The sequence below is a fragment of the Mycobacterium sp. UM_Kg1 genome, from assembly GCF_000972925.1.
GTDB lineage: Bacteria > Actinomycetota > Actinomycetes > Mycobacteriales > Mycobacteriaceae > Mycobacterium > Mycobacterium hiberniae.
In genome coordinates, this window is record NZ_JRMK01000029.1 from 1 (window position 1) to 24,909 (window position 24,909).

The 24,909-nt window shown below is 69.4% G+C and carries 25 protein-coding genes; 7 read left to right on the top strand and 18 right to left on the bottom strand.

Translation table 11 applies throughout. The annotated features are described in order from the left end of the window. Positions 1-95: 95 nt before the first annotated feature. The 4 genes from mutM to sepIVA are packed head-to-tail and all read right to left on the bottom strand — an operon-like array spanning position 96 to position 3,071. Positions 96-941 (bottom strand): bifunctional DNA-formamidopyrimidine glycosylase/DNA-(apurinic or apyrimidinic site) lyase, encoded by an 846-nt coding sequence (mutM, locus tag LI92_RS06835; RefSeq protein WP_046317377.1) that lies wholly within the window; start codon positions 939-941, stop codon positions 96-98. A gap of 2 nt (positions 942-943) precedes the next feature. Further along, on the bottom strand, positions 944-1,690 hold the full coding sequence (rnc, locus tag LI92_RS06840) for a ribonuclease III (RefSeq protein ID WP_046317380.1): 747 nt from the start codon (positions 1,688-1,690) through the stop codon (positions 944-946). After that, positions 1,687-2,295 carry a YceD family protein gene (locus LI92_RS06845; RefSeq protein ID WP_046317381.1) on the bottom strand — a complete coding sequence of 203 codons (609 nt, stop codon included), beginning with the start codon at positions 2,293-2,295 and terminating at the stop codon, positions 1,687-1,689. Before LI92_RS06845 ends, rnc begins: the two co-directional genes overlap by 4 nt. A 38-nt stretch (positions 2,296-2,333) precedes the next feature. Continuing rightward, positions 2,334-3,071: a cell division protein SepIVA gene (gene sepIVA / locus LI92_RS06850; RefSeq protein ID WP_046317383.1), complete on the bottom strand. Its 738-nt coding sequence runs from the start codon at positions 3,069-3,071 to the stop codon at positions 2,334-2,336. 140 nt (positions 3,072-3,211) lie between these two features. On the opposite strand from sepIVA, the gene purU reads away from it, so the two are divergent. Together purU and LI92_RS06860 are read left to right on the top strand one after the other, a co-directional pair. Further along, positions 3,212-4,153, top strand: coding sequence for a formyltetrahydrofolate deformylase (purU, locus tag LI92_RS06855; protein ID WP_286134901.1), 942 nt, complete (start codon positions 3,212-3,214; stop codon positions 4,151-4,153). Positions 4,154-4,189: 36 nt separating this feature from the next. Then, complete coding sequence (locus tag LI92_RS06860) at positions 4,190-4,744, top strand: DUF4334 domain-containing protein (RefSeq protein WP_046317385.1); 555 nt, start codon at positions 4,190-4,192, stop codon at positions 4,742-4,744. Here the strand turns inward: LI92_RS06860 and LI92_RS06865 are convergent. From LI92_RS06865 to LI92_RS06875, 3 genes are read right to left on the bottom strand one after another with little or no spacing between them, the layout of a single operon-like run. After that, on the bottom strand, positions 4,741-6,723 hold the full coding sequence (locus tag LI92_RS06865; RefSeq protein ID WP_046317387.1) for a 5-oxoprolinase/urea amidolyase family protein: 1,983 nt from the start codon (positions 6,721-6,723) through the stop codon (positions 4,741-4,743). The genes LI92_RS06860 and LI92_RS06865 overlap by 4 nt on opposite strands. Further along, positions 6,720-7,337, bottom strand: a complete 618-nt coding sequence (locus tag LI92_RS06870) for an urea amidolyase associated protein UAAP2 (protein ID WP_046317389.1) — start codon at positions 7,335-7,337, stop codon at positions 6,720-6,722. The genes LI92_RS06865 and LI92_RS06870 overlap by 4 nt, the downstream gene beginning before the upstream one ends. Beyond that, a complete protein-coding gene (locus LI92_RS06875; RefSeq protein WP_046317390.1) occupies positions 7,337-8,092 on the bottom strand; it encodes a DUF1989 domain-containing protein in 756 nt (251 codons plus the stop codon). The genes LI92_RS06870 and LI92_RS06875 overlap by 1 nt, the downstream gene beginning before the upstream one ends. Before the next feature lie 104 nt (positions 8,093-8,196). Between LI92_RS06875 and LI92_RS06880 the strand changes: the two genes are divergently transcribed. Continuing rightward, positions 8,197-8,856, top strand: coding sequence for a TetR/AcrR family transcriptional regulator (locus LI92_RS06880; RefSeq protein WP_046317392.1), 660 nt, complete (start codon positions 8,197-8,199; stop codon positions 8,854-8,856). 12 nt (positions 8,857-8,868) lie between these two features. Here the strand turns inward: LI92_RS06880 and coaD are convergent, their stop codons facing one another. The 6 genes from coaD to LI92_RS06910 form a co-directional block, all read right to left on the bottom strand. Beyond that, on the bottom strand, positions 8,869-9,348 hold the full coding sequence (gene coaD, locus LI92_RS06885; RefSeq protein ID WP_046317394.1) for a pantetheine-phosphate adenylyltransferase: 480 nt from the start codon (positions 9,346-9,348) through the stop codon (positions 8,869-8,871). A gap of 46 nt (positions 9,349-9,394) precedes the next feature. Beyond that, entirely contained in the window at positions 9,395-9,958 is a 564-nt protein-coding gene (gene rsmD / locus LI92_RS06890) for a 16S rRNA (guanine(966)-N(2))-methyltransferase RsmD (RefSeq protein ID WP_286134903.1), read from the bottom strand. A 37-nt stretch (positions 9,959-9,995) separates the two neighbouring features. Continuing rightward, on the bottom strand, positions 9,996-13,379 hold the full coding sequence (locus tag LI92_RS06895; protein ID WP_046317439.1) for a pyruvate carboxylase: 3,384 nt from the start codon (positions 13,377-13,379) through the stop codon (positions 9,996-9,998). An 8-nt stretch (positions 13,380-13,387) separates the two neighbouring features. Then, entirely contained in the window at positions 13,388-14,002 is a 615-nt protein-coding gene (locus LI92_RS06900; protein WP_082109595.1) for a vitamin K epoxide reductase family protein, read from the bottom strand. Continuing rightward, entirely contained in the window at positions 13,999-14,757 is a 759-nt protein-coding gene (locus LI92_RS06905) for a DsbA family protein (protein ID WP_046317396.1), read from the bottom strand. The genes LI92_RS06900 and LI92_RS06905 overlap by 4 nt, the downstream gene beginning before the upstream one ends. 63 nt (positions 14,758-14,820) lie before the next feature. Continuing rightward, the gene (locus LI92_RS06910) at positions 14,821-15,924 is read right to left on the bottom strand and encodes an alpha/beta hydrolase (protein ID WP_046317398.1); all 1,104 of its coding nucleotides are present in this window, start codon (positions 15,922-15,924) and stop codon (positions 14,821-14,823) included. On the opposite strand from LI92_RS06910, the gene LI92_RS06915 reads away from it, so the two are divergent. Beyond that, positions 15,923-16,768 (top strand): aldo/keto reductase, encoded by an 846-nt coding sequence (locus LI92_RS06915; RefSeq protein WP_192829994.1) that lies wholly within the window; start codon positions 15,923-15,925, stop codon positions 16,766-16,768. The genes LI92_RS06910 and LI92_RS06915 overlap by 2 nt on opposite strands. A gap of 1 nt (position 16,769) precedes the next feature. Further along, on the top strand, positions 16,770-17,609 hold the full coding sequence (locus tag LI92_RS06920; protein WP_046317402.1) for an aldo/keto reductase: 840 nt from the start codon (positions 16,770-16,772) through the stop codon (positions 17,607-17,609). Here LI92_RS06920 and LI92_RS06925 read toward each other — a convergent pair. Genes LI92_RS06925 through LI92_RS06935 form a run of 3 tightly spaced genes read right to left on the bottom strand, consistent with a single transcriptional unit; the run spans position 17,606 to position 22,193 of the window. Continuing rightward, positions 17,606-18,322, bottom strand: coding sequence for an HNH endonuclease family protein (locus LI92_RS06925; protein ID WP_046317404.1), 717 nt, complete (start codon positions 18,320-18,322; stop codon positions 17,606-17,608). The two genes, LI92_RS06920 and LI92_RS06925, sit on opposite strands and share 4 nt — an antisense overlap. Further along, on the bottom strand, positions 18,319-20,547 hold the full coding sequence (recG, locus tag LI92_RS06930; protein WP_046317406.1) for an ATP-dependent DNA helicase RecG: 2,229 nt from the start codon (positions 20,545-20,547) through the stop codon (positions 18,319-18,321). Before recG ends, LI92_RS06925 begins: the two co-directional genes overlap by 4 nt. A 2-nt stretch (positions 20,548-20,549) precedes the next feature. Next, positions 20,550-22,193: a DAK2 domain-containing protein gene (locus LI92_RS06935; RefSeq protein ID WP_046317442.1), complete on the bottom strand. Its 1,644-nt coding sequence runs from the start codon at positions 22,191-22,193 to the stop codon at positions 20,550-20,552. 193 nt (positions 22,194-22,386) lie between these two features. Between LI92_RS06935 and rpmB the strand changes: the two genes are divergently transcribed. Continuing rightward, entirely contained in the window at positions 22,387-22,578 is a 192-nt protein-coding gene (gene rpmB / locus LI92_RS06940) for a 50S ribosomal protein L28 (protein ID WP_024443272.1), read from the top strand. Positions 22,579-22,631: 53 nt separating this feature from the next. Here the strand turns inward: rpmB and LI92_RS06945 are convergent, their stop codons facing one another. Then, the gene (locus LI92_RS06945; protein WP_046317407.1) at positions 22,632-23,312 is read right to left on the bottom strand and encodes a uracil-DNA glycosylase; all 681 of its coding nucleotides are present in this window, start codon (positions 23,310-23,312) and stop codon (positions 22,632-22,634) included. A gap of 6 nt (positions 23,313-23,318) precedes the next feature. After that, positions 23,319-24,290 carry a thiamine-phosphate kinase gene (locus LI92_RS06950; RefSeq protein WP_286134908.1) on the bottom strand — a complete coding sequence of 324 codons (972 nt, stop codon included), beginning with the start codon at positions 24,288-24,290 and terminating at the stop codon, positions 23,319-23,321. Positions 24,291-24,329: 39 nt separating this feature from the next. Here LI92_RS06950 and LI92_RS06955 point away from each other — a divergent pair, with 39 nt between their 5' ends. After that, positions 24,330-24,878, top strand: coding sequence for a DUF3515 domain-containing protein (locus tag LI92_RS06955; RefSeq protein WP_046317411.1), 549 nt, complete (start codon positions 24,330-24,332; stop codon positions 24,876-24,878). The last annotated feature ends 31 nt before the right edge of the window (positions 24,879-24,909 follow it).

Consider the following 24,909-nt stretch of genomic DNA (forward strand, 5'->3'; position numbering starts at 1 on the left):
GATGTTCGGGCGGGAATGGTTCGTCGACCCGGACCGGGAACCGGGCACGGTGTACCGCGACATCTTCGCCTGAGCGCGGACGCGCACATCGGTTGTCAGCGTTGGCACTGCGGGCAGAAGTACGAGGAGCGGTTCATGAATTTGGCGCGGCGAATCGGTGTTCCGCAACGCCGACACGGCTCGTCTTGACGCCCGTAGGCGTCCAGCGACCGGCTGAAGTAACCGGACTCACCGTTGACGTTGACGTACAGCGAATCGAACGAGGTGCCTCCGGCGGCCAGCGCGTCGCGCATCACCTCGGCGGCGGCCGCCAGCAGCGCCCGCAGCCGCGGCCGGGACAACCGGTCGGCCGTCCGGGTGCCACGTATTCCGGCTCGCCACAGGGCTTCGTCGGCGTAGATGTTGCCGATCCCCGACACCACGGTCTGGTCGAGGAGCTGCCGCTTGATCTCGGAGTGCTTGCCGCGCAACACCTCGACAACCGATTCGGCGTCGAAGCGCGGGTCCAGCGGGTCGCGGGCGATGTGCGCGACCGGCACCGGCAGTAGGCTGCCGTCCACCTCGACCAGGTCGGTGAGCTGCCCCCCGCCGAAGGTCCGCTGGTCGACGAAGCTGACCTTCGTCCCGTCCTCGAGCACCGTGGCGATCCGCAGGTGCCTGGTGTCGGGCAGGTCCCCCAGCAGCATCTGGCCGCTCATCCCCAGGTGCACCACGAGCGCCTCGTCGGCGGTGGACCCGTTCAGCAGCAGCCACAGGTACTTGCCCCGCCGATCGATGCCGGTGATCCGGGCGCCGAGCAACCGCCCGGTCAGGTCGGCCGGGCCCGCCTCGTGCCGACGCACCGCCCGCGGGTGGTGCACCCGCACCGCGGTGATGGTGCGCCCCACCACGTGCTCTGCCAGGCCGCGCCGGACCACCTCGACCTCGGGAAGTTCCGGCATCGTCAGCCCTGCGGTGCTTCGTCCACCGCGTCCGAGTCGTCCGAGCCGCCCGAGTCGTCCGAGCCGCCCAGGGCGTGCCAGGCCGCGGCCGCGGCCTTCTGCTCGGCTTCCTTCTTGGTCCGGCCGACGCCGCTGCCGTAGGCGGTGTCGGAGACGACGACGGTCGCGGTGAACTCGCGGTCATGGTCGGGCCCGGTCGAGGTGACCCGGTAGGAGGGCACGCCGATCCCGCGGGCGGCCGTCAGCTCCTGCAGGCTGGTCTTCCAGTCCAGACCGGCGCCCAGGGTCGCCGCGGTGTCGAGCAGCGGACCGAACAGGCGCAGGATCACCTCCCGGGCGACGTCGATGCCGTGTTGCAGGTACACCGCTCCCAGCAGCGATTCCATCCCATCGGCCAGGATGCTGGACTTGTCGGCGCCGCCGGTGTTCACCTCGCCGCGGCCGAGCAGCAGATGAGCGCCCAGACCGTCTTCGGTCAGGCCGCGCGCCACATCGGCCAGGGCGGAGGTGTTGACCACGCTGGCGCGCAGCTTTGCCAGATCGCCCTCCGGGCGGTCCGGGTGCCGGTGGAACAGCTCGTCGGTGATGGTCAGCCCGAGTACGGCGTCGCCCAGGAACTCCAGGCGCTCATTGGTGGGCAGCCCGCCGTGCTCATAGGCATAGCTGCGGTGGGTGACGGCCAGCGTCAGCAGGTCGTCGGGCAGGTCCACGCCGAGAGCATCGAGCACGGCTTGACGGGGACGGCTCACCGCCCACCGTCATCGCTGCGCGGGTTCTCCTCCTGGGCCGCAAGAATTCCCGTCAGTTTCGCCCAGCGCGGGTCGATCTTGTCGTGGTGGTGTCCCGGCTCTGCGGAAGCCAGCAGCGCACCGCAGTCCGGGCACAGGCCCGGACAGTCCGGATCGCACAGCGGTGACAACGGCAATGCCAGGCAGACCGCGTCGACGATGGCCTGTTCGAGGTCCACGCCGTCATCGACGACCCGGCCCATCTCGTCGTCGTCGGTGGTGGCGTCGGTGGCGCTCTCGGGGTAGGCGAACAGCTCAGTCAGCTCGACCTCGACGGCCCCGGTCAGCGGTTGCAGGCAGCGCGCGCATTCGCCGGCGGTCGCGGCCGAGACCGTACCGCTGACCAGCACGCCCTCCGAGACCGACTCCACCCGCAGGTCGAGGTCCACCGCGGTGCCCGGCGGAATCGCCACCAGGTCCAGCCCGATACGGGTGGGACTGACCCGCTGCTCGAGCACCGGCATCAGCGCGCCCGGGCGTCGCCCGAGCCGGGAGACGTTGACCAGAAACGGTGCAGGCAGTGCTCGCTGGGTGCGCTGCGTGCCTGCGCCGGGGTGCCTCGACATGCCGCGATTCTACGCAGCCCTGCGACGGCGTTCGCCGGTCAGCGGGTCGCGTAGTCGTGGGTGCCCGCCGCGGTACGCAGTTGGTGACGACCGCGGTTGATCGAGCGCAGGGTGCCGTTGAGGAAGTCCTCGAACTCGGCCAGCTTGGCGTCGACGTAGATGTCGCATTCGCCGCGCATCCGGTCGGCCTCGGCGTGCGCCGAGTCGATCAGCCGGGTGGATTCGGCACGCGCGGCGGTGACCACCTCGTTCTGCGACACCAGGCGTTGCTGTTCCTTGATGCCTTCCTGCACGGCCTTCTCGTAGGCGGCGTTGCCGCTCTCCCCCAGCCGGTCGCATTCCGCCTGGGCGCGGCTGGTGGCGGTCTCGAACTCCCGCTTCGCGGTGGCGCTCAGGCGGGCCGCCTCCTCGCGGGCCTCACCGACCATCCGCTCGCTGTGGGCACGCGCCTCGGCCACCATCCGGTCGGCCTGGCCCTTGGCGTCGGCCAGCAGCCGGTCGGCTTCGGCCCGAGCGTGGCTGATCAGGGAGTCCGCTTCTGCGGTGGCCGAGCTGACCATGGACTCGGCGTGCTCCTTGGCCTCACCGAGCACCGAGTCGCGGGCGTCCAGCACGTCTTGGGCGTCGTCGAGTTCGCCGGGGATGGCGTCCCGGATGTCGTCGATCAGTTCCAGCACGTCGCCGCGGGGTACCACACAGCCTGCCGTCATCGGCACGCCACGGGCCTCTTCGACAATGGAGCCAAGTTCGTCAAGGGCTTCGAACACTCGGTACACGGCAGCACCCTCCAGACATAGTTGTTGTTACTAGTGTGCCCTGTGTTACGTGTGTGACTGGGTTAGTCGCCCGGTGTGTCGGATTCTCGCCGCCTGCACCGGTAGCCTGACCCGTTGAAGTCCAGATCGGAAGGGTGGCCATGACGAACGGTTCTGGGGGCCACGGGGGCCCCGCGACACCAGGGCAGGCTCCGCAGGGCTATCCGCAGCAGTCCCGCGCGCAGGCGACCACCGATATCGGCCGGCTGCTGCTGCGATGCCGGGACAATCACGGGATCATAGCCGCGGTCAGCGCCTTTCTGTCCGACGCCGGCGCCAACATCATCTCGCTGGATCAGCACTCGACGGCCCCCGAAGACGGGACGTTCGTGCAGCGGGCGATCTTTCACCTGCCCGGCCTGCCGGCTGCCCTCGACGGGCTCCAGGAGAGATTCGGCGCCACGGTCGCCGAGCGGTTCGCGATGGATTACCGGTTCACCGAGGCTGCCAAGCCCAAACGGGTGGCGATCATGGCGTCCAAGACCGACCACTGCCTGCTGGACCTGTTGTGGCGCAACCGCCGCGGGGAGCTGGAGATGACGGTGGCCATGGTGATCTCCAACCACCCGGATCTGGCCGACCAGGTGCGCCCTTTCGGCGTGCCGTTTTTCCATATTCCCGCGACCCGCGACATCCGCGCCGAGGCAGAACAGCGTCAGCTCCAGTTGCTCTGCGGCAACGTGGACCTGGTGGTGCTGGCGCGCTACATGCAGATCATCACCGGCGATTTCATCGAGGCGGTGGGCTGTCCGCTGATCAACATCCACCACTCGTTCCTGCCCGCGTTCATCGGCGCGGCGCCCTACCAGCGGGCGCGGGAACGGGGCGTGAAGCTGATCGGCGCCACCGCGCACTATGTGACCGAGGTGCTCGACGAGGGCCCGATCATCGAACAGGACGTGGTGCGGGTGGACCACACCCACAGCGTCACCGATCTGGTGCGCCTGGGCGCCGATGTGGAGCGGGCGGTGCTGTCGCGGGCGGTGCAGTGGCATTGCCAGGACCGGGTGATCCGGGTGGGCAACGAGACGGTGGTGCTCTAGCGGCTCGAGCCGTCGACCTCTAGTACCGTGGTCCGCATGCTCGTCGAGGACTTGTTTTCCACCGTGCCGACGACCACCGCCGAGGCCGTGGCGATCTTCGATGCCGCGGAGGCCGTCGATCCCGATTTCATGATCGGAACCTGGCACGGCGCGGAGCTTCCGACCGGCCACCCCCTGGACGGTCTGCTGGCCGCCAGCGGCTGGTGGGGCAAGCAGTTCGTGGATGCCGAGACGGTGCACCCGCTGCTGTTCCCCACCCGGGACGGGTCCGCGCTCTGGGCCTTCAACCCGCTAATGGCGTTCAGTGTCCTGGGACTGGCGACCAAGGTGCCGGCGATGAAGAACCGGGCGGTCGGCGGGCGGATCACACTGCTGGCGCCGTTGGTGCGAACCCGCTCCCCCAAAGCGCGGTTGCGCACCACGCGGTACCGGGGAGTCGACACCGCGACCATGATCTACGACCAGGCCCCGGTCAACGACGTGTTCCGGCGCCTGTCCGATGAAGCGGTGCTGGGGGCGATGGACCTGCGCGGTTCGCCGCAGCCGTACTTCTTCGTGCTCTATCGCGACGATTCGCTCACCGTGGCTTAACCGCCGGCGATTTCGCCGGCTCGGCGCCACGCGGCACGCTCCGCGGCGAACGCTGCCGTCTGTGTGCTCCGGAATGCGGCGATGCCGGCGGCGTTGGCGTCCAGGAAGCTGCGGTAGGCCGGCAGCGAGAACTCGCCGTCGCAGATCTGCACCCGGCCTCGTCCGGCTGCCATGTCGGCCCGCAGGTCGAGCAGCTCGGCGGCGCTCACCGGATAGAAGCTGATGCGGTCGAAGTGCCGGAGCAACCAGGGCGTTTCCGGATCGAACAGACCGGGGGCCGCATGCCGGTGATTCCACACCTGGGTGGTGCGTCCGACGAACTGGTAGCCGCCGGGGCCCTCGATGCCGTAGATGCACAGGTAGGCACCGCCGATCCCGACGGCGTTCTCCGGGGTCCAGGTCCGTGCCGGGTTGTATTTGGTGGTCACCAGCCGGTGCCGCGGATCCAGCGGGGTGGCCACGGGCGCCCCGAGATAGATGTCCCCCAGACCCAACACCAGATACTGCGCGTCGAAGACGATGTCGTAGACCTCGCGGATGTCGTCGAGACCGTTGATGCGCCGGATGAATTCGATGTTCGACGGGCACCACGGCGCGTCGGGCCGCACGCCGTACATGTAGCGGCGGATGGCTTCGCCGGTGGCGGGATCGTCCCAACTCAACGGCAGGCGCACCGAGCGGCTGGGCACCACGAGCTCGTCGCAGGGCGGCAGCGCGTCGTCGATGGCGGCGACCTGTTCGATCAGCTCCGGCAGCGAGGACTGCGCGGTGTCGAACTGGATCTGCAGTGACCGCACGCCGGGCGTCAGCTCCTGCAACCCGGGCAGCTGCCGCTCACGGAGCCGGTCGTAGAGCACCTGAATACGGGCCCGCAGCGCCAAATCCAATGTCATCGGGCCGTATTCGAGCAGGATCGCACCGTCTCCGGCGCGTCGCACGGTGACGGCGGTCCCGCCAGCGTTGGTGTAGCGCTGCAGCACGCCGTCGTCGGCGTCGCCGGAGCTGGAGACCACGACGGGCCAGGCGGCGCGCCGCTGCACATGCAGTGCCGCCGGCGGCGGGGCGTGCCGAGCACGGATCGGCACCAGCCGCACCGTGTCGCCGGGCGCGAGCTGGCCCAGTTTCCAGCGGTCGGCGCGGACCACCGTCACGGGGCATACGAAGCCACCCAGACTGGGGCCGTCGGGCCCGAGCAGAATCGGTGTGTCCCCGGTGAAGTCCAGTGCGCCAATGCAGTAGGCGGTGTCGTGAATGTTCGACGGGTGCAGGCCGGCTTCACCGCCGTCGGGCCGAGCCCACCGCGGTTTCGGCCCGACGAGCCGCACGCCGGTGCGGTCGGAGTTGAAGTGCACGCTGTAGTCGGTGCTCGTCAGGGTGGCCATGTCGGCTCGGTTCAGAAACTCCGGCGCGGCGTGCGGCCCTTCGGTGACCGCCAGTTCCCAGTGCCGGCCGATGCTGGGCCGGCTCTGGCTGGGTACGCCAGGGAGCAGCGGCGCCGCACCGTTGCCGACGGCGCTGAGCTGATCGGACTCCCGCAACGCCCGGCCATCATGTCCGCCTACCGAACCGTGGGTGAACGTTGCTGCGCTGCCGAGGAATTGCGGCTCGGATATCCCTCCTTCGACCAGCAGGTAGCAGCGCATCCCGGGTCCGGCCACCGTGCCGATCTCCAGGAGGCCACCGGCGGGCACCCGCACCGGCTGCCACTGCCCCACCGGGGCGCCGTTCACACTGACCGGAACCGGGGCTCCGGTGACGCACACCCACGCGGGGTCGCAAAAGCGCAGCGCGGGACCGGCCTTGGTGCATTCCAGGCCGGCTGCTCCTTCGGGATTGCCCAGAACCCGGTTGCCGAGCCGAAACGACACGTCGTCCATCGGCCCCGACGGCGGCACCCCGACATGCCAGTACCCGACGCGGCCGGGCCAGTCCTGCACGGTGGTGAACCTGCCCGGCGCGACCACCTCGATGCCGATCATGGCCGGGTGATCAGCATCCGGACCGGGGTCGGGTCGAACCCGTTGCACGGGTTGTTGATCTGCGGGCAGTTGGACACCAGGACCAGGGTGTCGATCTCGGCGCGCAGGGTCACGGCCTTGCCCGGGGCCGAGATGCCGTCGACGATCCCGAGTGTGCCGTCGGATTCGACCGGGACGTTCATGAACCAGTTGATGTTGGAGACGATGTCGCGCTTTCCCAGGCCCCAGCGGGCCCCTTCGGCCAGGAAGTTCTCGACGCAGGCGTGCTGGTGGGCGGTGTGATGTCCGTAGCGCAGCGTGTTGGACTCCTGCGAGCAGGCTCCGGCGATCGTGTCGTGATTGCCCACGTCGTCGGCGACGACAGTCATCAGGGCGGTTCCGTCGGCCGCGCGCAGCACCGATCCGGTGCTCAAGAAGATGTTGCGCGCGGCGGCAACGGTGGCCTGGGCGCTGTAACGGCGGGTGTGGTCGGTGGCGTCGTAGAGCAGGCAGTCGACCGCCTGGTTGCCGTGCAGGTCGATGATCTGCAGCTGTTCTCCGGCATGCACCACCGCCGACCAGGGCGCCCGGGCTGCCACCTGCTGGTCGGAGACGATCTGCGATGGACCGGTCATCAGCGCTCCCCCGCTGCCGCGGCCCAGGCCGCCTCGGTGTTGTGCACGGCGCGTTGGTATTCCGGGTCCTCATTGGCCAGGTCTGCCAACTGCTCGCCGGCCCGCCAGGCGAGCACGTCCAGTGCGGCAGAAGGCGGGTCGGGGTCCAGCGGGTGTGCGGCATTGGCGGCTATCAGCAGCACGGGAAGGTGGATCAGCAGGTCGACGGCGGCGCCGGGGCCGGCGGACCCGGTGAATTCCAGTGCGCCGCTGCCGGGGGCCACGCGGACGCCGCGGAAAAGCGACACCGACGGGGCGACATCGCGAATGTCCAGGCCGTGCTTGAGCGCTCCCAGCAGGAGCAACCGGCGGCCGGTGGCCTCGGGGCCGCAGAGCAGGTCGTGTCGCCCTGACGAGTCGGCGACGACGGTGGCCAGCACCCGGCCCTGGTCAGACAGCAGGGGGTGGCCGGCACCGAGATAGGCCTGCCACGGAACCTTCATGGTGTCGGCGACATTGAGCCGTTCCCACGGCGCCTCGGCCCGGTAGAGCAGCAGGTGCGCGCAGGCGCCGCCCGCGACGTCGATCAACCGCAGCCGGCTGCCGCGGGCCAGCACCTTGGTGGCGTAGCCACCCGCCGGAATCGACTCCGCCCAGGTCAGCCTCGCCGGATCCACGTCGTCTGGCGTCGCCGGGACGCGCGTCGACGCCTGCTGCGCCTGAGCGCGGGCATGGGAGCGAGCCCCCTCGGTGGAGTCGGTGCCTAGGTCGTCCATGTCCGGGACGCTAGCACAGTTTCTATCACGTGATAGTTTTTAGCGGCGGGGGCCGCCTCCGGTGATCGGCAACGGGACTGCGCAATCGTGATAGGCAGTAAGGCGTGCAGATCGATCGCCGAGGACGCCCCAGGCTCGTAGCCTCCAGCCGGCCCGGGCGCAGCGCCCGCGACGAGATCCTTGATGCCGCGGCCGAGCTGTTCACCACCGTCGGCTACGCGGCCACCTCCACCCGACGCATCGCCGCCAGCGTCGGCATGCAGCAGGCCTCGCTGTATCACCACTTCGCCGCCAAAGACGACATGCTGGACGCACTGCTGGCCGGCACCGTCGACACCTCGGTACAGCTGGCCGCGCAGCTGCTGGCCGAGGACGGTCCCAGCGCTGCCCGGCTGCACGCCCTCGTCGTCGCCGACACCGCCCAATTGTGTGGCGGCACCTGGAATCTGGGAACGCTCTATCTGCTGCCCGAGCTCCGCTTGGAACGTTTCGCCGCCTTCCGCCGGCAACGCGAGACGCTGCGCAGCCACTATCAGCAGCTGTCGCAGGCAGTGACCGCCGAACACCGCGGCCCCACCGACGCCGCCGACCTGCCCTTCCGGTTGGTGGAGTCGGTCATCAATCGCCGTTCCGACGACGGCTCCTGCCCGCCGGACTATCCCTGGACCACTGCCGAGGCGGCGCTGCGCGTCCTGGGCGTCACCCGGGGACTGTCCGCCATGCGCGCGGCGACCGCGCGCCGTCTGGGGTTGGCGCCGACGTAGGCCGCGGGCGTCTCAGCGGCCGGCCAATTTGGCCGCCAGGCGCCGGTTCACCGGTTCGGGCAACAGGTCGCTGACATCTCCGCCCATCGAGGCCACCTCTTTGGCCAGCGACGACGACACGAATGAATAGCGCGGCGTGGTCGCCACAAAAAACGTGTCGACGCCGGCGATGTGCTTGTTCATCTGGGCCATCTGCAGCTCGTACTCGAAGTCGGTGCCGGTGCGCAGGCCTTTGACGATCGCGGTGAGCCCCCGCTCCCGGACGAAGTCCACCACCAATCCCCTGCCGGACTCGGCTCGCACGTTGGGCAGATGCGCGGTGGCTTCGGCGATCATCTCGAGGCGCTCATCGAGGGTGAACATCCCCTGCTTGGCGGGGTTGACCAGCACGGCGGCCACCACCTCGTCGAACTGGGCGGCCGCCCGCTCCAGGATGTCCACATGTCCCAGGGTCACCGGATCGAAGGAACCGGGGCAAACGGCGCCGCTCATAGGGGTCGACGCTACACGCCCGGCTTCGAAACACCTGCGTTCGCCGCTACTCCCGTTCGGCGAGATCCAGGCGAGTGTCGCCGTACCGGCGAGACGGCCAGGCCTGCCAGCCCTGCGGCCAGCTCACCGCCGGGCTGGCCGCAGCCCGCTCGATCACCACGACAGTGCCCGCAGCCACCCAACCCCCGGCGGTCAACAGCCCTGGCAGCGCGTCGATTTCGGAGGCCTCTACGTCATACGGCGGGTCGGCCAGCACCAGATCCACCGGCGTCCCGGTCCCCGCGGCGAGCACCGCAGCCACGGTCCCGCGGCGCAACACCGCACCGGCCAGTCCCAGCGATGCGATGTTTGCCGCCAGCACATCGCCTGCGCGACGGTCGGATTCGACGAACATCGCCGTTGCGGCGCCGCGAGACAGCGCTTCCAGGCCCAGCGCTCCGGACCCGGCGTACAGATCCAGCACCGCCATGTCGGTCAGGTCAATCCGGGCATCCAGCATGTTGAACAGGGCCTCGCGCACCCGATCGGTGGTGGGCCGGGTACCGCGCGGCGGCACGGCGATGCGCCGCCCGCCCGCTGCTCCGCCGACGATGCGGGTCATAACCGCCACCTGCGCGCACAGCCGCGCTGGGCATCCGTCCCGGCGATCAGCTCAACACCACCAGCAGGTCGCCGCCTTCGACCTGGGCGGTGGCCGCCACCGCCACCCGGGCGACGGTTCCATCGGTGGGCGCGGTGATGGCCGCCTCCATCTTCATCGCCTCGATGGTGGCGACGGTCTGTCCCGCACTCACCTGCTGCCCCTCGGCCACCCCGATCGTGACCACGCCGGCAAACGGTGCCGCGATATGGCCCGGCTTGTTCCGGTCCGCCTTCTCCGCGACCGGCACCACGCTGGCCACACTGCGGTCTCGCACCTCGACCGGCCGCAACTGACCGTTGATGATGCACATCACCGTGCGCATGCCCCGTTCATCCGGCTCGGAGATAGCCTCGAGCCCGATCAGCAGCTCCACCCCGCGCTCCAGCCGCACCCGGTGTTCCTCGCCCTGGCGCAAGCCGTAGAAGAACTGGTTGGCCGACAGTCTCGAGATGTCGCCATAGAGTTCGCGATGCGCCTCGAATTCCTTGGTGGGGCCGGGGAACAGCAGGTGATTAAGCCGCGCCTGACGTTGCGGTCCGGACTTGCCCAGCACCGCCTCGTCGTCTGCCGAGAGCTGCTGGACCTCCCGCGGGGCACCCCTGCCGATCAGTGCCTTGGCGCGCAACGGTTCCGGCCAGCCGCCGGCCGGCTCGCCCAACTCGCCGCGCAGGAAACCGATCACCGAATCCGGGATGTCGACCCGGGACGGGTCCGCGGCGAACTCCTCGGCGCTCACGCCTGCTCCGACCAGCGCCAGCGCCAGATCTCCGACCACCTTCGAACTGGGGGTGACCTTGATCAGCCGGCCGAGGATGGCATCGGCGGCCGCATAGTTGACCTCCACGTCCTCGAACCGGTCCGCCAGCCCCAGCGCCTTGGCCTGCTGACGCAGATTCGACAGCTGCCCGCCGGGTATCTCATGGCGGTACACCCTCCCGGTCGGCGCTGCCAGACCGGACTCGAACGGCGCGTACACCTTTCGCAGCGCCTCCCAGTACGGTTCCAGGTCACAGGCCGCGTCCAGCGAGATCCCGGTGTCATAGCCGGTGTGGGCCGCGGCGGCGATGATCGAGCTCAACGATGGTTGGCTGGTGGTTCCCGCCAGCGGCGCGGCCGCGCCGTCGACGGCGTCCGCTCCGGCCTGCCATGCCGCGACGTAACTTGCGAGCTGACCACCGGCCGTGTCGTGGGTGTGCACGTGGATAGGCAGGTCGAAGCGACTGCGCAGCGCGCCAACCAGGGTGCTCGCCGCTGCGGGACGCAACAGTCCCGCCATGTCCTTGATCGCCAGCACATGCGCCCCGGCACCGACGATCTGTTCGGCGAGCCTCAGGTAATAGTCCAGCGTGTAGAGCTTTTCGTCCGGACTGGCCAGATCCCCGGTGTAGCACATGGCGACTTCGGCTACCGCACTGCCGGTTTCCCGCACCGCGTCGATGGCGGGAAGCATCGAATCGACGTTGTTGAGCGCATCGAAGATCCGGAAGATGTCGATGCCGGTTTCGGCTGCCTCCTGCACGAACGCCGAGGTCACCAGCTCCGGGTAGGGCGTGTAACCGACGGTGTTACGGCCGCGCAGCAGCATCTGCAGGCAGATGTTGGGCAGCGTCTCGCGCAGCGCGGCCAGCCGCTCCCAGGGGTCTTCCTTCAAAAACCGCAGCGCGACATCGTAGGTCGCTCCACCCCAGCACTCGACCGAGAGCAGCTCGGGCATGTTGCGGGCCACATAAGGCGCCACCTTGACCAACCCGCTGGTGCGCACCCGGGTGGCCAGCAACGACTGGTGCGCGTCCCGGAACGTGGTGTCGGTGACGCGCAGGGCCGGTGATTCCCGGAGCCAGCGGGCGAAACCCTCCGGCCCCAGCTCGACCAGTCGCTGCTTGGAACCCGGCGGCGGTGGCACCGTCAGGTCCAACTCGGGCAGCTTGTCACGCGGGTAGACCGTCGACGGCCGGGTGCCGTGCGGACTGTTGACGGTGACATCGGCCAGGTAGTTCAGGATTCTCGTGCCGCGGTCGGCCGAGGCACGCGCGGTGAGCAGTTGCGGCCGCTCATCGATGAACGAGGTGGTGACGTGCCCGGCTGAGAAGTCCGGGTCGTCGAGCACGGCCTGCAGGAACGGGATGTTGGTGGCCACCCCGCGGATGCGGAACTCCGCGATGGCCCGGCGGGCCCGCTTCACCGCGGTGGGGAAATCCCTTCCCCGGCAGGTCAGTTTGACCAGCATCGAGTCGAAGTGGGCGCTGACCTCAGCACCCAGGTTGGTACCGCCGTCCAGCCGGATCCCGGCCCCGCCCGGACTGCGGTAGGCACTGATGCGCCCGGTGTCGGGCCGAAAACCGTTGGCCGGGTCCTCGGTGGTGATACGGCACTGCAGCGCCGCACCGTGCAGCGTGATCGAGTCCTGCGACAACCCGAGGTCCGCCAGCGACTCGCCCGCTGCGATCCGAAGCTGCGACGACACCAGATCCACATCGGTGATCTCTTCGGTGACGGTGTGCTCGACCTGGATCCGGGGATTCATCTCGATGAACACATGGTGCCCGCGTTCGTCGACGAGGAACTCCACCGTGCCCGCACAGGTGTAACCGATATGGCGTGCGAAGGCGACCGCGTCGGCGCAGATCTTCTCGCGCAGCGCGGGATCCAGATTCGGCGCCGGCGCCAGCTCGACGACCTTCTGATGCCGGCGCTGAACGCTGCAGTCGCGCTCGTAGAGGTGGATCACGTTGCCGTGGTTGTCGGCCAGGATCTGGACCTCGATGTGGCGCGGGTTCACCACCGCCTGCTCGAGGTAGACGTGGGCGTCCCCGAACGCCGAATCCGCTTCGCGGCTGGCGGCCTCCACGGCTTCTGCCAGCGCGTCGGCGTCGGCGACACGGCGCATACCGCGCCCGCCACCGCCGGCCACCGCCTTGACGAACAGGGGGAAGGCCATGTCCTGGGCCGCGGCGAGCAACTGCGCCACCGATGTCGACGGCGCCGACGACGCCAGCACCGGCAGGCCCGCCTCCCGCGCGGCTGCCACCGCGCGAGACTTGTTCCCGGTCAGAGCCAGCACCGCGGCACTGGGACCGACGAAGGTGATGCCGGCGTCCGCGCACGCCTGGGCCAGCCGGGGATTCTCGGAGAGAAACCCGTAGCCCGGGTACACCGCGTCGGCGCCGCAGCGGATCGCGGTGCCGACGATCTCGTCGACCGACAGGTAGGCGCGGACCGGATGGCCCTCTTCGCCGATCTGGTAGGACTCGTCTGCCTTGAGCCGGTGCAGCGAGTTGCGGTCCTCGTAGGGATAGACGGCCACGGTGCCGACGCCGAGTTCGCAGGCGGCACGGAAGGCACGGACAGCGATCTCCCCGCGGTTGGCCACCAGCACTTTGGAGATCACATCCACCCCTACAACAGCGTTATCCAGTAGTCCTGAAACCGAATAAAAATCAACAGGAATAACGCGATAAACCATAACGCAGCCACGGTCCAGCGCCACCGGTGCAAATATTGCAAATTGTTGCGTATATCGCCCTGCTCATGTGCCAGGGCTGCGAATATCACCAGCAGGCACAGCGTGACCGCCCAGACCACCATGCAGTACGGGCACAGCGCTCCGATCCGGTACAGGCTCTGAAAGATCAGCCAGTGCACGAACCCCGCCCCCGCCAGGGTGCCCAGCGCCAGCCCGGTCCAATACCACCGGGGCAGTGGAACTTTCGCAACAGCCAGCACACCAGTGACGATCACCACGGTGAATGCGACGATCCCCAGCAGCGGGTTGGGGAAGCCCAGCACGGAGGCCTGCGGGGTGACCATCACCGACCCGCACGACAGCACCGGGTTGAGGTTGCACGACGGCACGTACCCCGAGTCCAGCAGCAGCTTGATCTTCTCGACGGTCAGCGTGACCGAGGCGGCCAGCCCGATGACTCCGCCGATCAGCACCGCCCAGGCCCGCGACACGGCGACCGGCACCGCCTGCTGCTCGTGCGGTTCTACCGCCGAAGCGGTGATGGTCACGACTCCGGGGCCGGGGGCACCGACATGCCCGGCAGGTCACCGACGATCTCGCGGATCTTGGAGACCAGGGCCTCTGGGGTGGAGGGCCGGTAGTCCTCGCCGTTGATCCGCAACGTGGGGGTGGCGTGGATACCGCCGGCCGCGGCCATACCGCCCACCATCTTGAGGTATTTGCCGCTGTTGATGCACGCCGGAACGGTCCCGGCAGCCCCGGCCTGGCGGGCCAGCTCGATGAGGCGCTTGTTGTCCGGGAAGTCGGTCCCGATCTCCGACGGCTGAAGCTGCTCGGTAAAGAGCGCGGTGTGGAACCGGCGGAAGGCGTCGTTGCTCTCGTCGGCGACGCAGTAGGCGGCGGCACCGGCACGCGACGAGTAGTTGTCGTTCTGCGGCCGGTCCAGGATCGCGACCATGTGGTAGTCGGCGGCGATCGCCCCGCTGTCGATCAGCCGGGACACGGTCGGACCGAAGGCCCGCTCCAGGTTGCCGCAGGCCGGGCAGAGGAAGTCCTCATAGAACGTCAGCACGGCCTTGGGCTCGTCGGTGCCCTCCTTGGTGACGAGCTTGCTGGAGGTGACCCGGACCGCCTCGCCGGCGCCGGCGCCCTTCTTGTGGCCGTTGGACACCACGATGTAGCCGATCAGACCCACCGCGAAGACCACCACGATGGCGACCAGCCCGATCTGCATGGCGAGATTGCGTTTCTGGTCGCCGGCCTTCAAGCCGGAGGCGCCGGGGCGTTTGGGTTTGCTGGCCACAGTCGGTTGGTCCTCGTCTTCGGTGGTCGGTTTTGCGGTTCTACAGTACCGGCGTGAGCGGCCTCAGCCGCGGCTGAGGTGGGCGCGCAGCGCCGAGATCAACTCCCCGGTGGCAGTCGCGATGCCGCCGCCCAGAGGAAACAGATTGATGAATGCGTGCGTCATGGACGGCATCCGCCGCAGGTCGACGTCGACCCCGGCCGCACGCAGCGCCGCAGCGAACTGTTCACCCTCGTCGTAGAGCGGATCGAACCCGGCCAGCGCCATCAGTACCGGCGGCAGTCCCGACAGGTCCTCGGCCAGCAGCGGAGACACCCGCGGGTCGCTGGGGTCGAGCGGCGATCGGCCCACATATTGCTCGGTGAACCAATCGATGTCGTGCTTGGTCAGCAGGAACCCCTCCCCGTACAGCGTGCGCGAGCGGGTCTGGGCGGTGCAGTCAGCCACCGGGTAGATCAGCCACTGCAGGACAGGTGCCGCCCCGCCCTCGTCGCGAGCCCGCAACGCCACCCCGGCAGCCAGGTTCGCGCCCGCGCTGTCCCCGCCGACAGCGACCCGGCCGGTCAGCCCGCCCAGCTCGGCGGCGTGGTCGACGGCCCAGCGAAACGCCGCCCAGGCGTCGTCGAGTGCCGCCGGCGCGGGATGCTCGGGCGCCAGCCGGTAGTCCACCGACAGCACCGCAATGTCGCCGTCCCGGCAGGTCAGCCGACAGAACGCGTCGTGGCTGTCCAGGTCGCCGATCACGAATCCGCCACCGTGGAAGAAGACCAGCAGCGGCTTGGCGCCGCCACCGGGCGGCCGGTAGTGCCGAGCGGCGATGTCACCGGAGGGGCCGGGTAACGCGAGGTCGCCTACCTCGACGCGGATGTCGCCGCCGCCGAGCCCGGCGGCGGTCCGGCGCAACTGGGCGCGGGAGGCGTCCGCGTCGTCACCGATGACCAATCCGTGGACACCCATCGCGTGCTGTGCGGCCAGGGTCAATCGCAGCGTGGGGTCGAGGGTCTTGCCGTCGATGGTCACCGACCGCCCGCCGGTCAGCAGGCGCTGCACCCCGATCGGCAACCTCGGGGTGACCTTCATGCCGGCCTTCACCAGGGCGCTCTGCAGCTGATCGGACCACCTGGCACCCCGCCCGGAACCGGGCCCGACTGGCAGACTTCGTGGCATGGCTGCTGGAGATAGCTTGCGTTCGGTCACGCTCAACGACGGTAATTCCATCCCCAGCGTCGGTTTCGGGGTTTACAAGATTTCACCCGCCGAGACCGAAGCAGCGGTGAGCAGTGCGCTGGCGGCCGGCTACCGCCACATCGACACCGCGGCCCTCTACGGCAACGAACGCGAGGTGGGCCGCGCCGTCGCAGCCTCTGGGCTGGGGCGCGACGAGGTCTATGTGGTCACCAAGGTGTGGAACGCCGACCAGGGCTACGACTCCACGCAGCGGGCGTTCGAGGCGAGCATGGACCGGCTCGGGCTGGACGTTCTGGACCTGTACCTGATCCACTGGCCCCTGCCGATGCGCGGCAAGTTCGTCGAGACCTTCCGGGCCATGGCCCACCTGCGGGACCAGGGCCGGATCCGCTCGATCGGGGTGAGCAACTTCGCCGCCGATCACCTCAAGGTGCTCATCGATGCGACCGGGATCGTGCCGGTCGTCAATCAGATCGAGCTGCACCCGCGCTTCAGCCAGCCCGACCTGCGTGCGCTGCACGCCCGCCTCGGCATCGCCACCGAGGCCTGGGCGCCGTTGGGGCGCGGTTCGCTGCTGACACATCCGAAGGTCGCCGCGGTGGCGCGGCGGTACGGCAAGACCCCGGCACAGGTGCTGATCCGGTGGCATATCCAGCTGGGTAATATCGTGATTCCGAAATCGGTCCACCCGGAGCGCATCGTCGGCAACTTCGACGTCTTCGACTTCGAACTCGGCACGCCAGAGATGGCCGAGATATCCTCGCTCGACGACGGCGCCCGGCTGGGGCCCGATCCACGAACGTTCGATTACACAGGTAGGTGAAATGACGTCGGGCACTGCGATCCCCTCCGTCACGCTCAACGACGGTCACACCATGCCGACTCTGGGTATCGGGGTGGGCGAGTTGTCCGAGGCCGAAACCGAGCGGGCCGTCTCGACGGCACTCGAGCTGGGCTGCCGGCTGATCGACACCGCCAAGGTGTACGGCAACGAGGCCGCCGTGGGCCGGGCGATCGCCGCGTCGGGGATTCCGCGCGAGGAGGTGTTCGTCACCACCAAGCTGGCCAACGCCGACCAGGGTCTGACCGCCGCCATCGAAGCCTGCAAGGCCAGCCTGGAGCGGCTCGGGATGGAGTATATGGACCTGTACCTGGTTCATTGGCCGGCGCCGCCGCTGGGCATGTACGTCGACAGCTACGGCGGGCTGATCCAGACCCGGGAGATGGGACTGACCCGATCGATCGGGGTGTGCAACTTCACCACCCAGCACCTCGACGACGTGATCGATTTGGCATTCGAGACTCCGTCGGTCAACCAGATCGAGCTGCACCCGCTGCTCAACCAGGCTGAGCTGCGTGCCGCCAACGCTGAGCGCGGCATCGTGACTGAGGCTTACAGCCCGCTGGCGGTGGGCCGCCTGCTCGACAACCCGACGGTTACCGCGATCGCCGCCGAGTACGGCAAGACCCCGGCGCAGGTACTGATCCGGTGGAGCCTGCAGCTGGGCAACGTGGTGATCCCCCGCTCGGCCCAGCCGGAGCGCATCGCCGAAAACCTCGACGTGTTCGGCTTCGAGCTGGCCCAGGAGCACATGGACAGCCTGGGCGGCCTCAACGACGGCACCCGGGTGCGCGAAGACCCGCTGACCTACACCGGTATCTAGCCCGCCGGACAGGTGGCCGCGGCGTCGCGCAGTACCTCCGCCGACGGCTGGTCGAGTCGCAGCTGGTAGCCGCGCAGTACCGCGAGGTAGGCGATCGCGTACTGGCAGGCGAAGGAGCGGTTCGGCGGCATCCACTGGCCCGGCCCGGCATCGCCCTTGTCCTGGTTGGCCCGCCCGGCGACCGCCAGCAGGTTGGCGGGGTCGTTGGCGAAGCGCAGCCGCTGGCGGTGGGTCCAGCCCGAGGCTCCCATGTCCCAGGCGTAGGCCAGCGGGACGATGTGGTCGATCTGCACGGCTTCGCCGATCTTCGCGCCGCGGGTGAAGGCGACGACGGCATTGGTGTAGGGGTCGTAGAGGGTTCCGGTGGCCACCGCGGCGGGGCAGCGTTTGGTCGAGACCCGGGTGATGTCCACCAGATCGCGGTTGAGGATGTCGTTGCGGGTGTCGCAGCCGTTGCGTCCGCCGGGGGCGTCGTTGTCGTCGTCCCAGGCTTGACCGAACAGGTCGCGGCGGTAGTCGTAGCGGTGGGTGCGCACCGGTACCACCGAGATACCGGCCAGCACGTCGGTGCCCGGCGCCACGGTGGGCATTCCGGCCTGCGCTGCCAGGTCACGGCTGCGCTGGCCGGCGGCCGAGACGGTCTGGTAGGCCACCAGCACGGCGATCGCCGCCGCGACGGCCATCCACAGCAGGGTCCTGCGCTGCGGGTTCATGACTTGTCCAGGTATTCGATCCCGGTGAAATGCGCTGCCAGCGTGGCCAGCCCGGCATCGTTGGGGTCGGCTTCCCAAGCCTTGTCGCACCATTCCCGGGCCGCTTCGATGACCTCGCCGTGGTCGGTCAGCGACAACAGTTTCAGTCCGCCGCGCCAGCCGGACTGGGTGCGGCCCAGCACATCGCCCTCGCCGCGTTCCCGAAGATCCAGATCGGCCAGCGCAAAGCCGTCCAGCGTGGCGGCCACGGCCTCCAGGCGCCTGCCGGCCCGGGACCCCTCGGTTGCCGAGGTGACCAGCAGGCACAGGCTGGCGTGCTCGCCGCGCCCGATCCGTCCGCGCAGCTGATGCAGCTGGCTGATACCGAATCGGTCGGCGTCGGCCACCAACATCACCGTCGCATTCGGGACGTCGACACCGACCTCGATCACGGTCGTACACACCAACACGTCCACCGTTCCGGCCCGGAACGCGTTCATCACCACGTCTTTCTCATCGGCAGACAACCGGCCGTGCATCAACCCGAGCCGCAGTCCCGCCAACGGCCCGGATCCCAAACGCTCGTAGAGCTCTACCGCGGTCGCCGACGGCCGCAGCGACCCCTGATCGCCGGCCTGCGCCGCGGGCTCGTCGTTCTCGTCGATGCGCGGCGCCACCACGTAGGCCTGCCGGCCCGATGCGACCTCTTCCCGGATCCTCTCCCAGGCCCGTTGCAGCCAGGCCGGTTTGGTCTTCTCAAAGATCACCGAGGAGCGGATGGGCTGGCGCCCGCGTGGCAGCTCACGCAGCGTGGAGGTCTCCAGGTCACCGTAAACGGTCAGGGCCACGGTGCGCGGGATCGGCGTCGCGGTCATCACCAGCAGATGCGGCGTGATCCCCGCGGGAGCCTTGGCCCGCAACTGATCGCGCTGTTCCACCCCGAAGCGATGCTGTTCGTCGACCACCACCATGCCGAGCCGGTGGAACTCGACAGAGTCTTGCAACAGGGCGTGGGTGCCCACCACGATCCCCGCGGTGCCGTCGGTGATCTGAGCCCGAACCTGCTTCTTGGCCGGCGCCGACATCGACCCGGTGAGCAACGCCACCGCGGTGGCATGGTCCGCACCGCCGAGCTGACCCCCCATGGCCAGTGGCCCGAGCATGTCTCGCATTGAGCGAACATGCTGAGCCGCAAGGACTTCCGTCGGCGCAAGCAACGCGCACTGGTAACCCGCGTCGACCATCTGCAGCATCGCCAGCAGCGCAACCACGGTCTTTCCGGAGCCGACCTCACCCTGCAACATCCGGTTCATCGGACGGGTCGCGGTCAACTCCGCCTGCAAGACGTCGAGCACTTCACACTGCCCGGCCGTCAGCTCGAAGGGCAACCGGCTCATCATCTGCGCGGCCAACCCGTCGCTGCTCGCAGGTGCCGACGGTCCGGACTCGGACAGTTCGCCGTTGCGGCGCGCGGCCAACGCCCATTGCAGCCCCACCGCCTCATCGAAAGCCAGCCGCTCGCGGGCCCGGTCGCGCTGCGCCGCGCTCTCGGCGAGGTGGATCGCGCGAAGCGCCTCGTCTTCGCCGATCAGCCCGCGCTCGGCCAGCAACGCGGCCGGCAGTGGCTCGGGCACTGTGTCGAGAACTTCCAGAACCTGTCGCACACAGGCGAATATGTCCCAGCTCTGCAGTTTGGTGCTCGCCGGATAGATCGGATAGCAGGCCCGCTCGAACTCCGACTGCAGCACTTCGCCACTGATCGCCTGAGAGGCATCGGCGATGTTGCGCAGCGAGTCACTGCCGAAGTTGTCCTGGTTCGGCGCATCGAGGATGAGGAAGTCGGGGTGCGTCAGTTGAAGTTTGCGGTTGAAGTAGCCGACCTCGCCGGACAGCATCACCCGGGATCCCGGGGTGAGTTTGTATTTCAGGCCGCGCGCATTGAAGAAGGTGGCACTGACCTTCTGCTGGCCGCTACCCAGGGTGATCACCAGATATTCGTTGGGACGCCGGCCCGGCTGGCGCCTCATCGGTCTGGCCACGGCGGTGGCGATGGTGTCCACCAGGGTGATGTGTTCGCCCTCGAGCGCCTGGGCGTCGTCGACGCCGCGTTTGGTCGCGCCCTCGACGTAGCTGCGGGGGTAGTGCCGCAGCAGGTCGTCGACCGTACGGATTCCGAAGAACTCGTCGAGTTTGGCGGCCGCGTCCGAACCCACCACGTAGTCCAGCCGGTCGGCCAACGTGACCATCGTCACTCGACCCCGATCAGCAGTGCGTCCCCCCGATGCCCGGTGAAGTAGGTCGCCAGCTCGGTCCCCGGGTGCCGATCGTGCACGTGCCGGGCCAACACCTCGATGACCTCCCCGCCGAAGCCCGCACCGAACAGCACCGTCACCAGCTCACCACCGGCGGCCAGCATCAGGTCGATCAGACCGATCGCCGCCGCTCCGACATCGCGGGCCACGATCAGCACCTCGTCGCCGGCGATGCCCAGGCCGTCACCGGGTTGACAGGCGCCCGCCCAGGTCAGCGCCTTTTCGGTCGCCACCCGCACCGACCCGAGCCGAGTTCCGCCGGCCGCCCGGGCCATGGTGTAGCCGTCGTCGACCAGCGGCCGGCCCGGATCGTGCACCGCCAGTGCCGCCAGGCCCTGCACCATCGAGCCGGTCGGCACCGGCACCACGTCCACCCCCCACCCGATGGCCGCCGTAGCGCCCGCCACCAGTTCCTCGGCGGCGACGTAGCCGTTGGGCAGCAGCATCACCTGGGCTGCGCCGGTGTCGACCACCGCCCGCAGCAGCTGCTGCGCGGAGACCATCATCACCGGCTCGGCGCTGTGCGGGTCCGGCCGCAGTACGCAGGCGCCTTCGGAGTCGAACAGCGCCTCGGCGCCGTCGCCGTCGACCACGGCGAGCACCGCGCGCTCCCGTGTCCAGCTGCCCGGAGACGGGCCGGTGGCCCCGGCCAGCGCCGAGATCTGGATCCGGCGCGGCCGGCCGAACGCCAGCCCGGCCTCGACGGCGGCACCGGCGTCATCGGTGTGCACGTGCACCGAATATCCACCGACCACGCCCGAGGTCGCGATCGCGACCGATTCACCGAGCTGCGTCAACCGTTCGCGCAGGGCCTCGGTGTCTTCGGGGCTGCACTCGCCGAGGAGGTACATCACCTCGAACTGGGGTGCCGGCGGCTCGGTGCCCGCTTCGGGTGTCCGGGGCCGCGGCGAGGCTTGATACCGGGCCCGCACCGGGGCCTGCCCGGTGATCGTCGAACGCAGCGCGTCGAGCAGCACCAGCAGGCCGCGTCCGCCCGCGTCGACCACCCCGGCCTCGGCGAGCACATCGAGCTGGGTGGTGGTGGCCTCCAGCGCCTCGGCGGCGGCGTCGGTGCCGGCCACCAGCGCCGGCCCCAACTCGGCCCCCTGCGCAGCAGACCGCTGCACGGCAGCAGCCGCGGCCTGCAGCACCGACACGATGGTGCCGGGGACCTCGCGGCCTCCCATCGAGGTGACCACCAGCTCCACCCCGTGCCGTAAGCCGGCTGCGAGCAGCGCCGCGTCGATCACCGTGGTTGCAGCCCCGCGTTCGGCCGTCACATCGGCCAGGCCCCGCAGGATCTGCGACAGGATCACCCCGGAGTTGCCCCGGGCGCCGTGCAGCGCTCCGGACGACAGTGCGGCCGCCACCCGCCCGACCTCGCCCGAGGCCGCCTCGGTGTTGGCCTCGGCCAGGGCCGAGCGCATGGTGAACAGCATGTTGGTGCCGGTGTCGCAGTCGGCGACGGGGAAAACGTTGAGCTGGTTGATCTCGTCGGTGTGGGTGATCAGGTCGCCGACGGCGGTGTGCGCCCAGTCCCGCAAGGTCGCCGCATCCAGCGAACGATCGGGGTTGCCCACCTCCACCCCCCTTCCTGCCGCCACCTCCGGTGGCCGCAAGCCTAATCACTTCCGGCGACAGCACAGCTCACGCACGTCCGGTCTGCACGGGGCGTTTTGGTGGTTGCCCCGTCCGGCGGGTATCCTGATCAGGTTGTCGGGCCACCCGCTGAGGTCGTTGGCCCTCAAGCAGACGTTTTGAGGAGTGTCACATATGGCTGCCGTGTGCGATATCTGCGGAAAGGGCCCCGGCTTCGGCAAGTCGGTGTCCCACTCGCACCGTCGGACCAGCCGTCGGTGGGACCCGAACATCCAGGTTGTGCACGCCGCCCGTCCCGGCGGTAACAAGCAGCGCCTGAACGCCTGCACTTCGTGCATCAAGGCCGGCAAGGTCGTCCGCGGCTAAGTCCGCGTTCCTGGCTGCCCGGGCGCCCGCTTCGGCGACCCGTTCGGGCGGCTTCACTGCAGGCGCCAGTCGATCGGCTCGGCTCCCAGCTGTGCCAGCAGATCATTGGCGCGGCTGAAGGGGCGCGATCCGAAGAATCCACGCGATGCCGAAAGCGGCGACGGGTGCGGTGATTCGATGGTCAGGCAGTGCTCGTTGAGCATCGGCTTGAGCGTTCCGGCGTCGCGGCCCCACAAGATCGCCACCATCGGCCGTCGGCGGGCCACCAGTGCGCGGATCGCACACTCGGTGATCGCCTCCCAGCCCTTGCCGCGATGCGACGCGGGGGCCCCCGGTTGCACGGTCAGCACCCTGTTGAGCAGCAGCACACCCCGCTGCGCCCATGGGGACAGGTCACCGTTGGAGGGCGTGGGATAACCCAGGTCTGCGGTGTACTCGGTGAAGATGTTCGCCAGGCTGCGCGGCAACGGCCGCACATGCGGTGCGACCGAGAAGCTGAGGCCCACCGCGTGACCCGGGGTCGGGTAGGGGTCCTGCCCGACGATCAGCACCCGAACGTCGTCGAACGGAAAGCTGAAGGCGCGCAGAATGTTCTGCCCCTCCGGCAGGAAGCCGCGGCCGGCCGTCGTCTCCTCACGCAGGAACGTTCCCAGCGCGGCGACCTGATCGGTCACCGGCGCCAGCGCAGTGGCCCAACCGCTTTCGACAAGTTCGGGAAGTGGACGAGCACTCATGGTGTCTCAACGTAACGGTGCGCCGGGATCGAACGACTGCCAGCCCGCCTGCCCGTCCCACAACGCCCCGTCGACCAGCACCCGCCCCGGCCCGGGCCGCACCTGGCCGATGGCACGCCAACCGGCCGGCACGCCGGCGGGAAACGCGGCGACCAGCGCGTGATCCTCTCCCCCGCCCAGCACCCACGCCCACGGGTCGGCGCCGACTGCGGCGGCCGCGGGAGCCAGAGCCCGGTGATCGGACGCCAGCGCCGCCGTGGACACGTCCAGCGTCACCTGTGATGCGGCCGCCAGGTGCCCCAGGTCGGCGATCAATCCGTCGGAGACATCGGTCATCGCCTGCGCGCCGGCGCCGGCGGCGACCGCTCCCTGTCCGTAGGGCGGCTCGGGAACCAGATGCCGCTGCTCAAGCTCGGGGAATCCCCCGGCACCGTCGACCAGGAGCCGCAGCCCCGCCGCGGAGCGGCCCAGTTCGCCGGCCACCGCCAGTGTCGCCCCGGGGCGCGCGCCGGACCGCAGCACCGGAGCGCGGCCGGCCAGCTCCCCCAGCACCGTCACCGACACCACCCAGCGGTCGGCCTGAACCAGGTCGCCGCCGACCACGCCCGCGCCCAGGCGCTCGGCCTCGGCCCACATCCCGTCGGCCAGGGCCGCGGCGTCGGCGGCGGGCGTGTCGGAGGGCGCCCCGAAAGCGACCACGAACGCGGTGGGGCGTGCCCCCATCGCCTCGATATCGGCCGCGTTCTGCGCGATGGCCTTGCGCCCGACCTGCTCGGGGGCCGACCAGTCCAGCCGGAAATGCCGGCCTTCGACCAGCATGTCGGTGGAGACCACCACCCGGCCGTCGGCGCAGCCCACCACCGCCGCGTCGTCGCCGGGTCCCAGTTGTGTGGTGGCGGGCTGACGGCGCCCGGCGACCAGCCGGTCGATCATGGGAAACTCTCCAAGCTGACCCAGCGTGGGCTCATTACCGCGCACAGCCTGGAGTGTAGGTGCGATCAGAATGGTGGGCGGGGCGTGATCGGTCCGGACAACGATGCAGACGACGGGCCGCCGCGGCTTGCCCTGATCCTGGCGCTGGTGGTGGCCGTCGCCGCGGTGGGTATCGCACTGACGGTCGCCGCGGTGCGCCACCCGGGCGAGCGGGGTGCCGAACCGGTTCCGCTCGCCACGGTGCCCGCCCCACAAGCCGACAGCGCCGACTGCCGTGCCGTGTTGGACGCGCTGCCGTCTGCGCTCGGCGACTATCGGCGCGCCGAGCTGGTCGAACCGGCCCCGCCGGGCGCTGCGGCCTGGACCGCCGCGGACGGTGCGGCGGTGGTGCTGCGCTGCGGGCTGGACCGGCCGACTGACTTCGTGGTGGGCTCGCCCATCCAGGTGGTCGATCACGTGCAGTGGTTCGAGGTTCGCGAGGGTGACCGGGCCACCTGGTATGTGGTGGACCGCATTACCTATCTGGCGCTCACCCTGCCGCCGGGTTCGGGGCCGACGCCGATCCAGGAGATTTCCGATCTGATTGCCCAGAAGTGGGCGCCGGTGGCGATCAGGCCGGGCCCGCCGCGCTGAGTGGTTTCGCCGAACGTGCATTCACGCCGAG

Bases quoted from the DNA above. Each gene is read 5' to 3' on its own strand.
- LI92_RS06865 (WP_046317387.1), bottom strand. From the start codon at position 6,723: ATGATCGGCATCGAGGTGGTCGCGCCGGGCAGGTTCACCACCGTGCAG.
- recG (WP_046317406.1), bottom strand. From the start codon at position 20,547: ATGGTCACGTTGGCCGACCGGCTGGACTACGTGGTGGGTTCGGACGCG.
- coaD (WP_046317394.1), bottom strand. From the start codon at position 9,348: ATGAGCGGCGCCGTTTGCCCCGGTTCCTTCGATCCGGTGACCCTGGGA.
- purU (WP_286134901.1), top strand. From the start codon at position 3,212: ATGACGAACGGTTCTGGGGGCCACGGGGGCCCCGCGACACCAGGGCAG.
- LI92_RS06860 (WP_046317385.1), top strand. From the start codon at position 4,190: ATGCTCGTCGAGGACTTGTTTTCCACCGTGCCGACGACCACCGCCGAG.
- LI92_RS06845 (WP_046317381.1), bottom strand. From the start codon at position 2,295: ATGTCGAGGCACCCCGGCGCAGGCACGCAGCGCACCCAGCGAGCACTG.
- LI92_RS06910 (WP_046317398.1), bottom strand. From the start codon at position 15,924: ATGCCACGAAGTCTGCCAGTCGGGCCCGGTTCCGGGCGGGGTGCCAGG.
- LI92_RS06915 (WP_192829994.1), top strand. From the start codon at position 15,923: ATGGCTGCTGGAGATAGCTTGCGTTCGGTCACGCTCAACGACGGTAAT.
- LI92_RS06870 (WP_046317389.1), bottom strand. From the start codon at position 7,337: ATGACCGGTCCATCGCAGATCGTCTCCGACCAGCAGGTGGCAGCCCGG.
- LI92_RS06875 (WP_046317390.1), bottom strand. From the start codon at position 8,092: ATGGACGACCTAGGCACCGACTCCACCGAGGGGGCTCGCTCCCATGCC.
- LI92_RS06920 (WP_046317402.1), top strand. From the start codon at position 16,770: ATGACGTCGGGCACTGCGATCCCCTCCGTCACGCTCAACGACGGTCAC.
- LI92_RS06945 (WP_046317407.1), bottom strand. From the start codon at position 23,312: ATGAGTGCTCGTCCACTTCCCGAACTTGTCGAAAGCGGTTGGGCCACT.
- mutM (WP_046317377.1), bottom strand. From the start codon at position 941: ATGCCGGAACTTCCCGAGGTCGAGGTGGTCCGGCGCGGCCTGGCAGAG.
- LI92_RS06925 (WP_046317404.1), bottom strand. From the start codon at position 18,322: ATGAACCCGCAGCGCAGGACCCTGCTGTGGATGGCCGTCGCGGCGGCG.
- rpmB (WP_024443272.1), top strand. From the start codon at position 22,387: ATGGCTGCCGTGTGCGATATCTGCGGAAAGGGCCCCGGCTTCGGCAAG.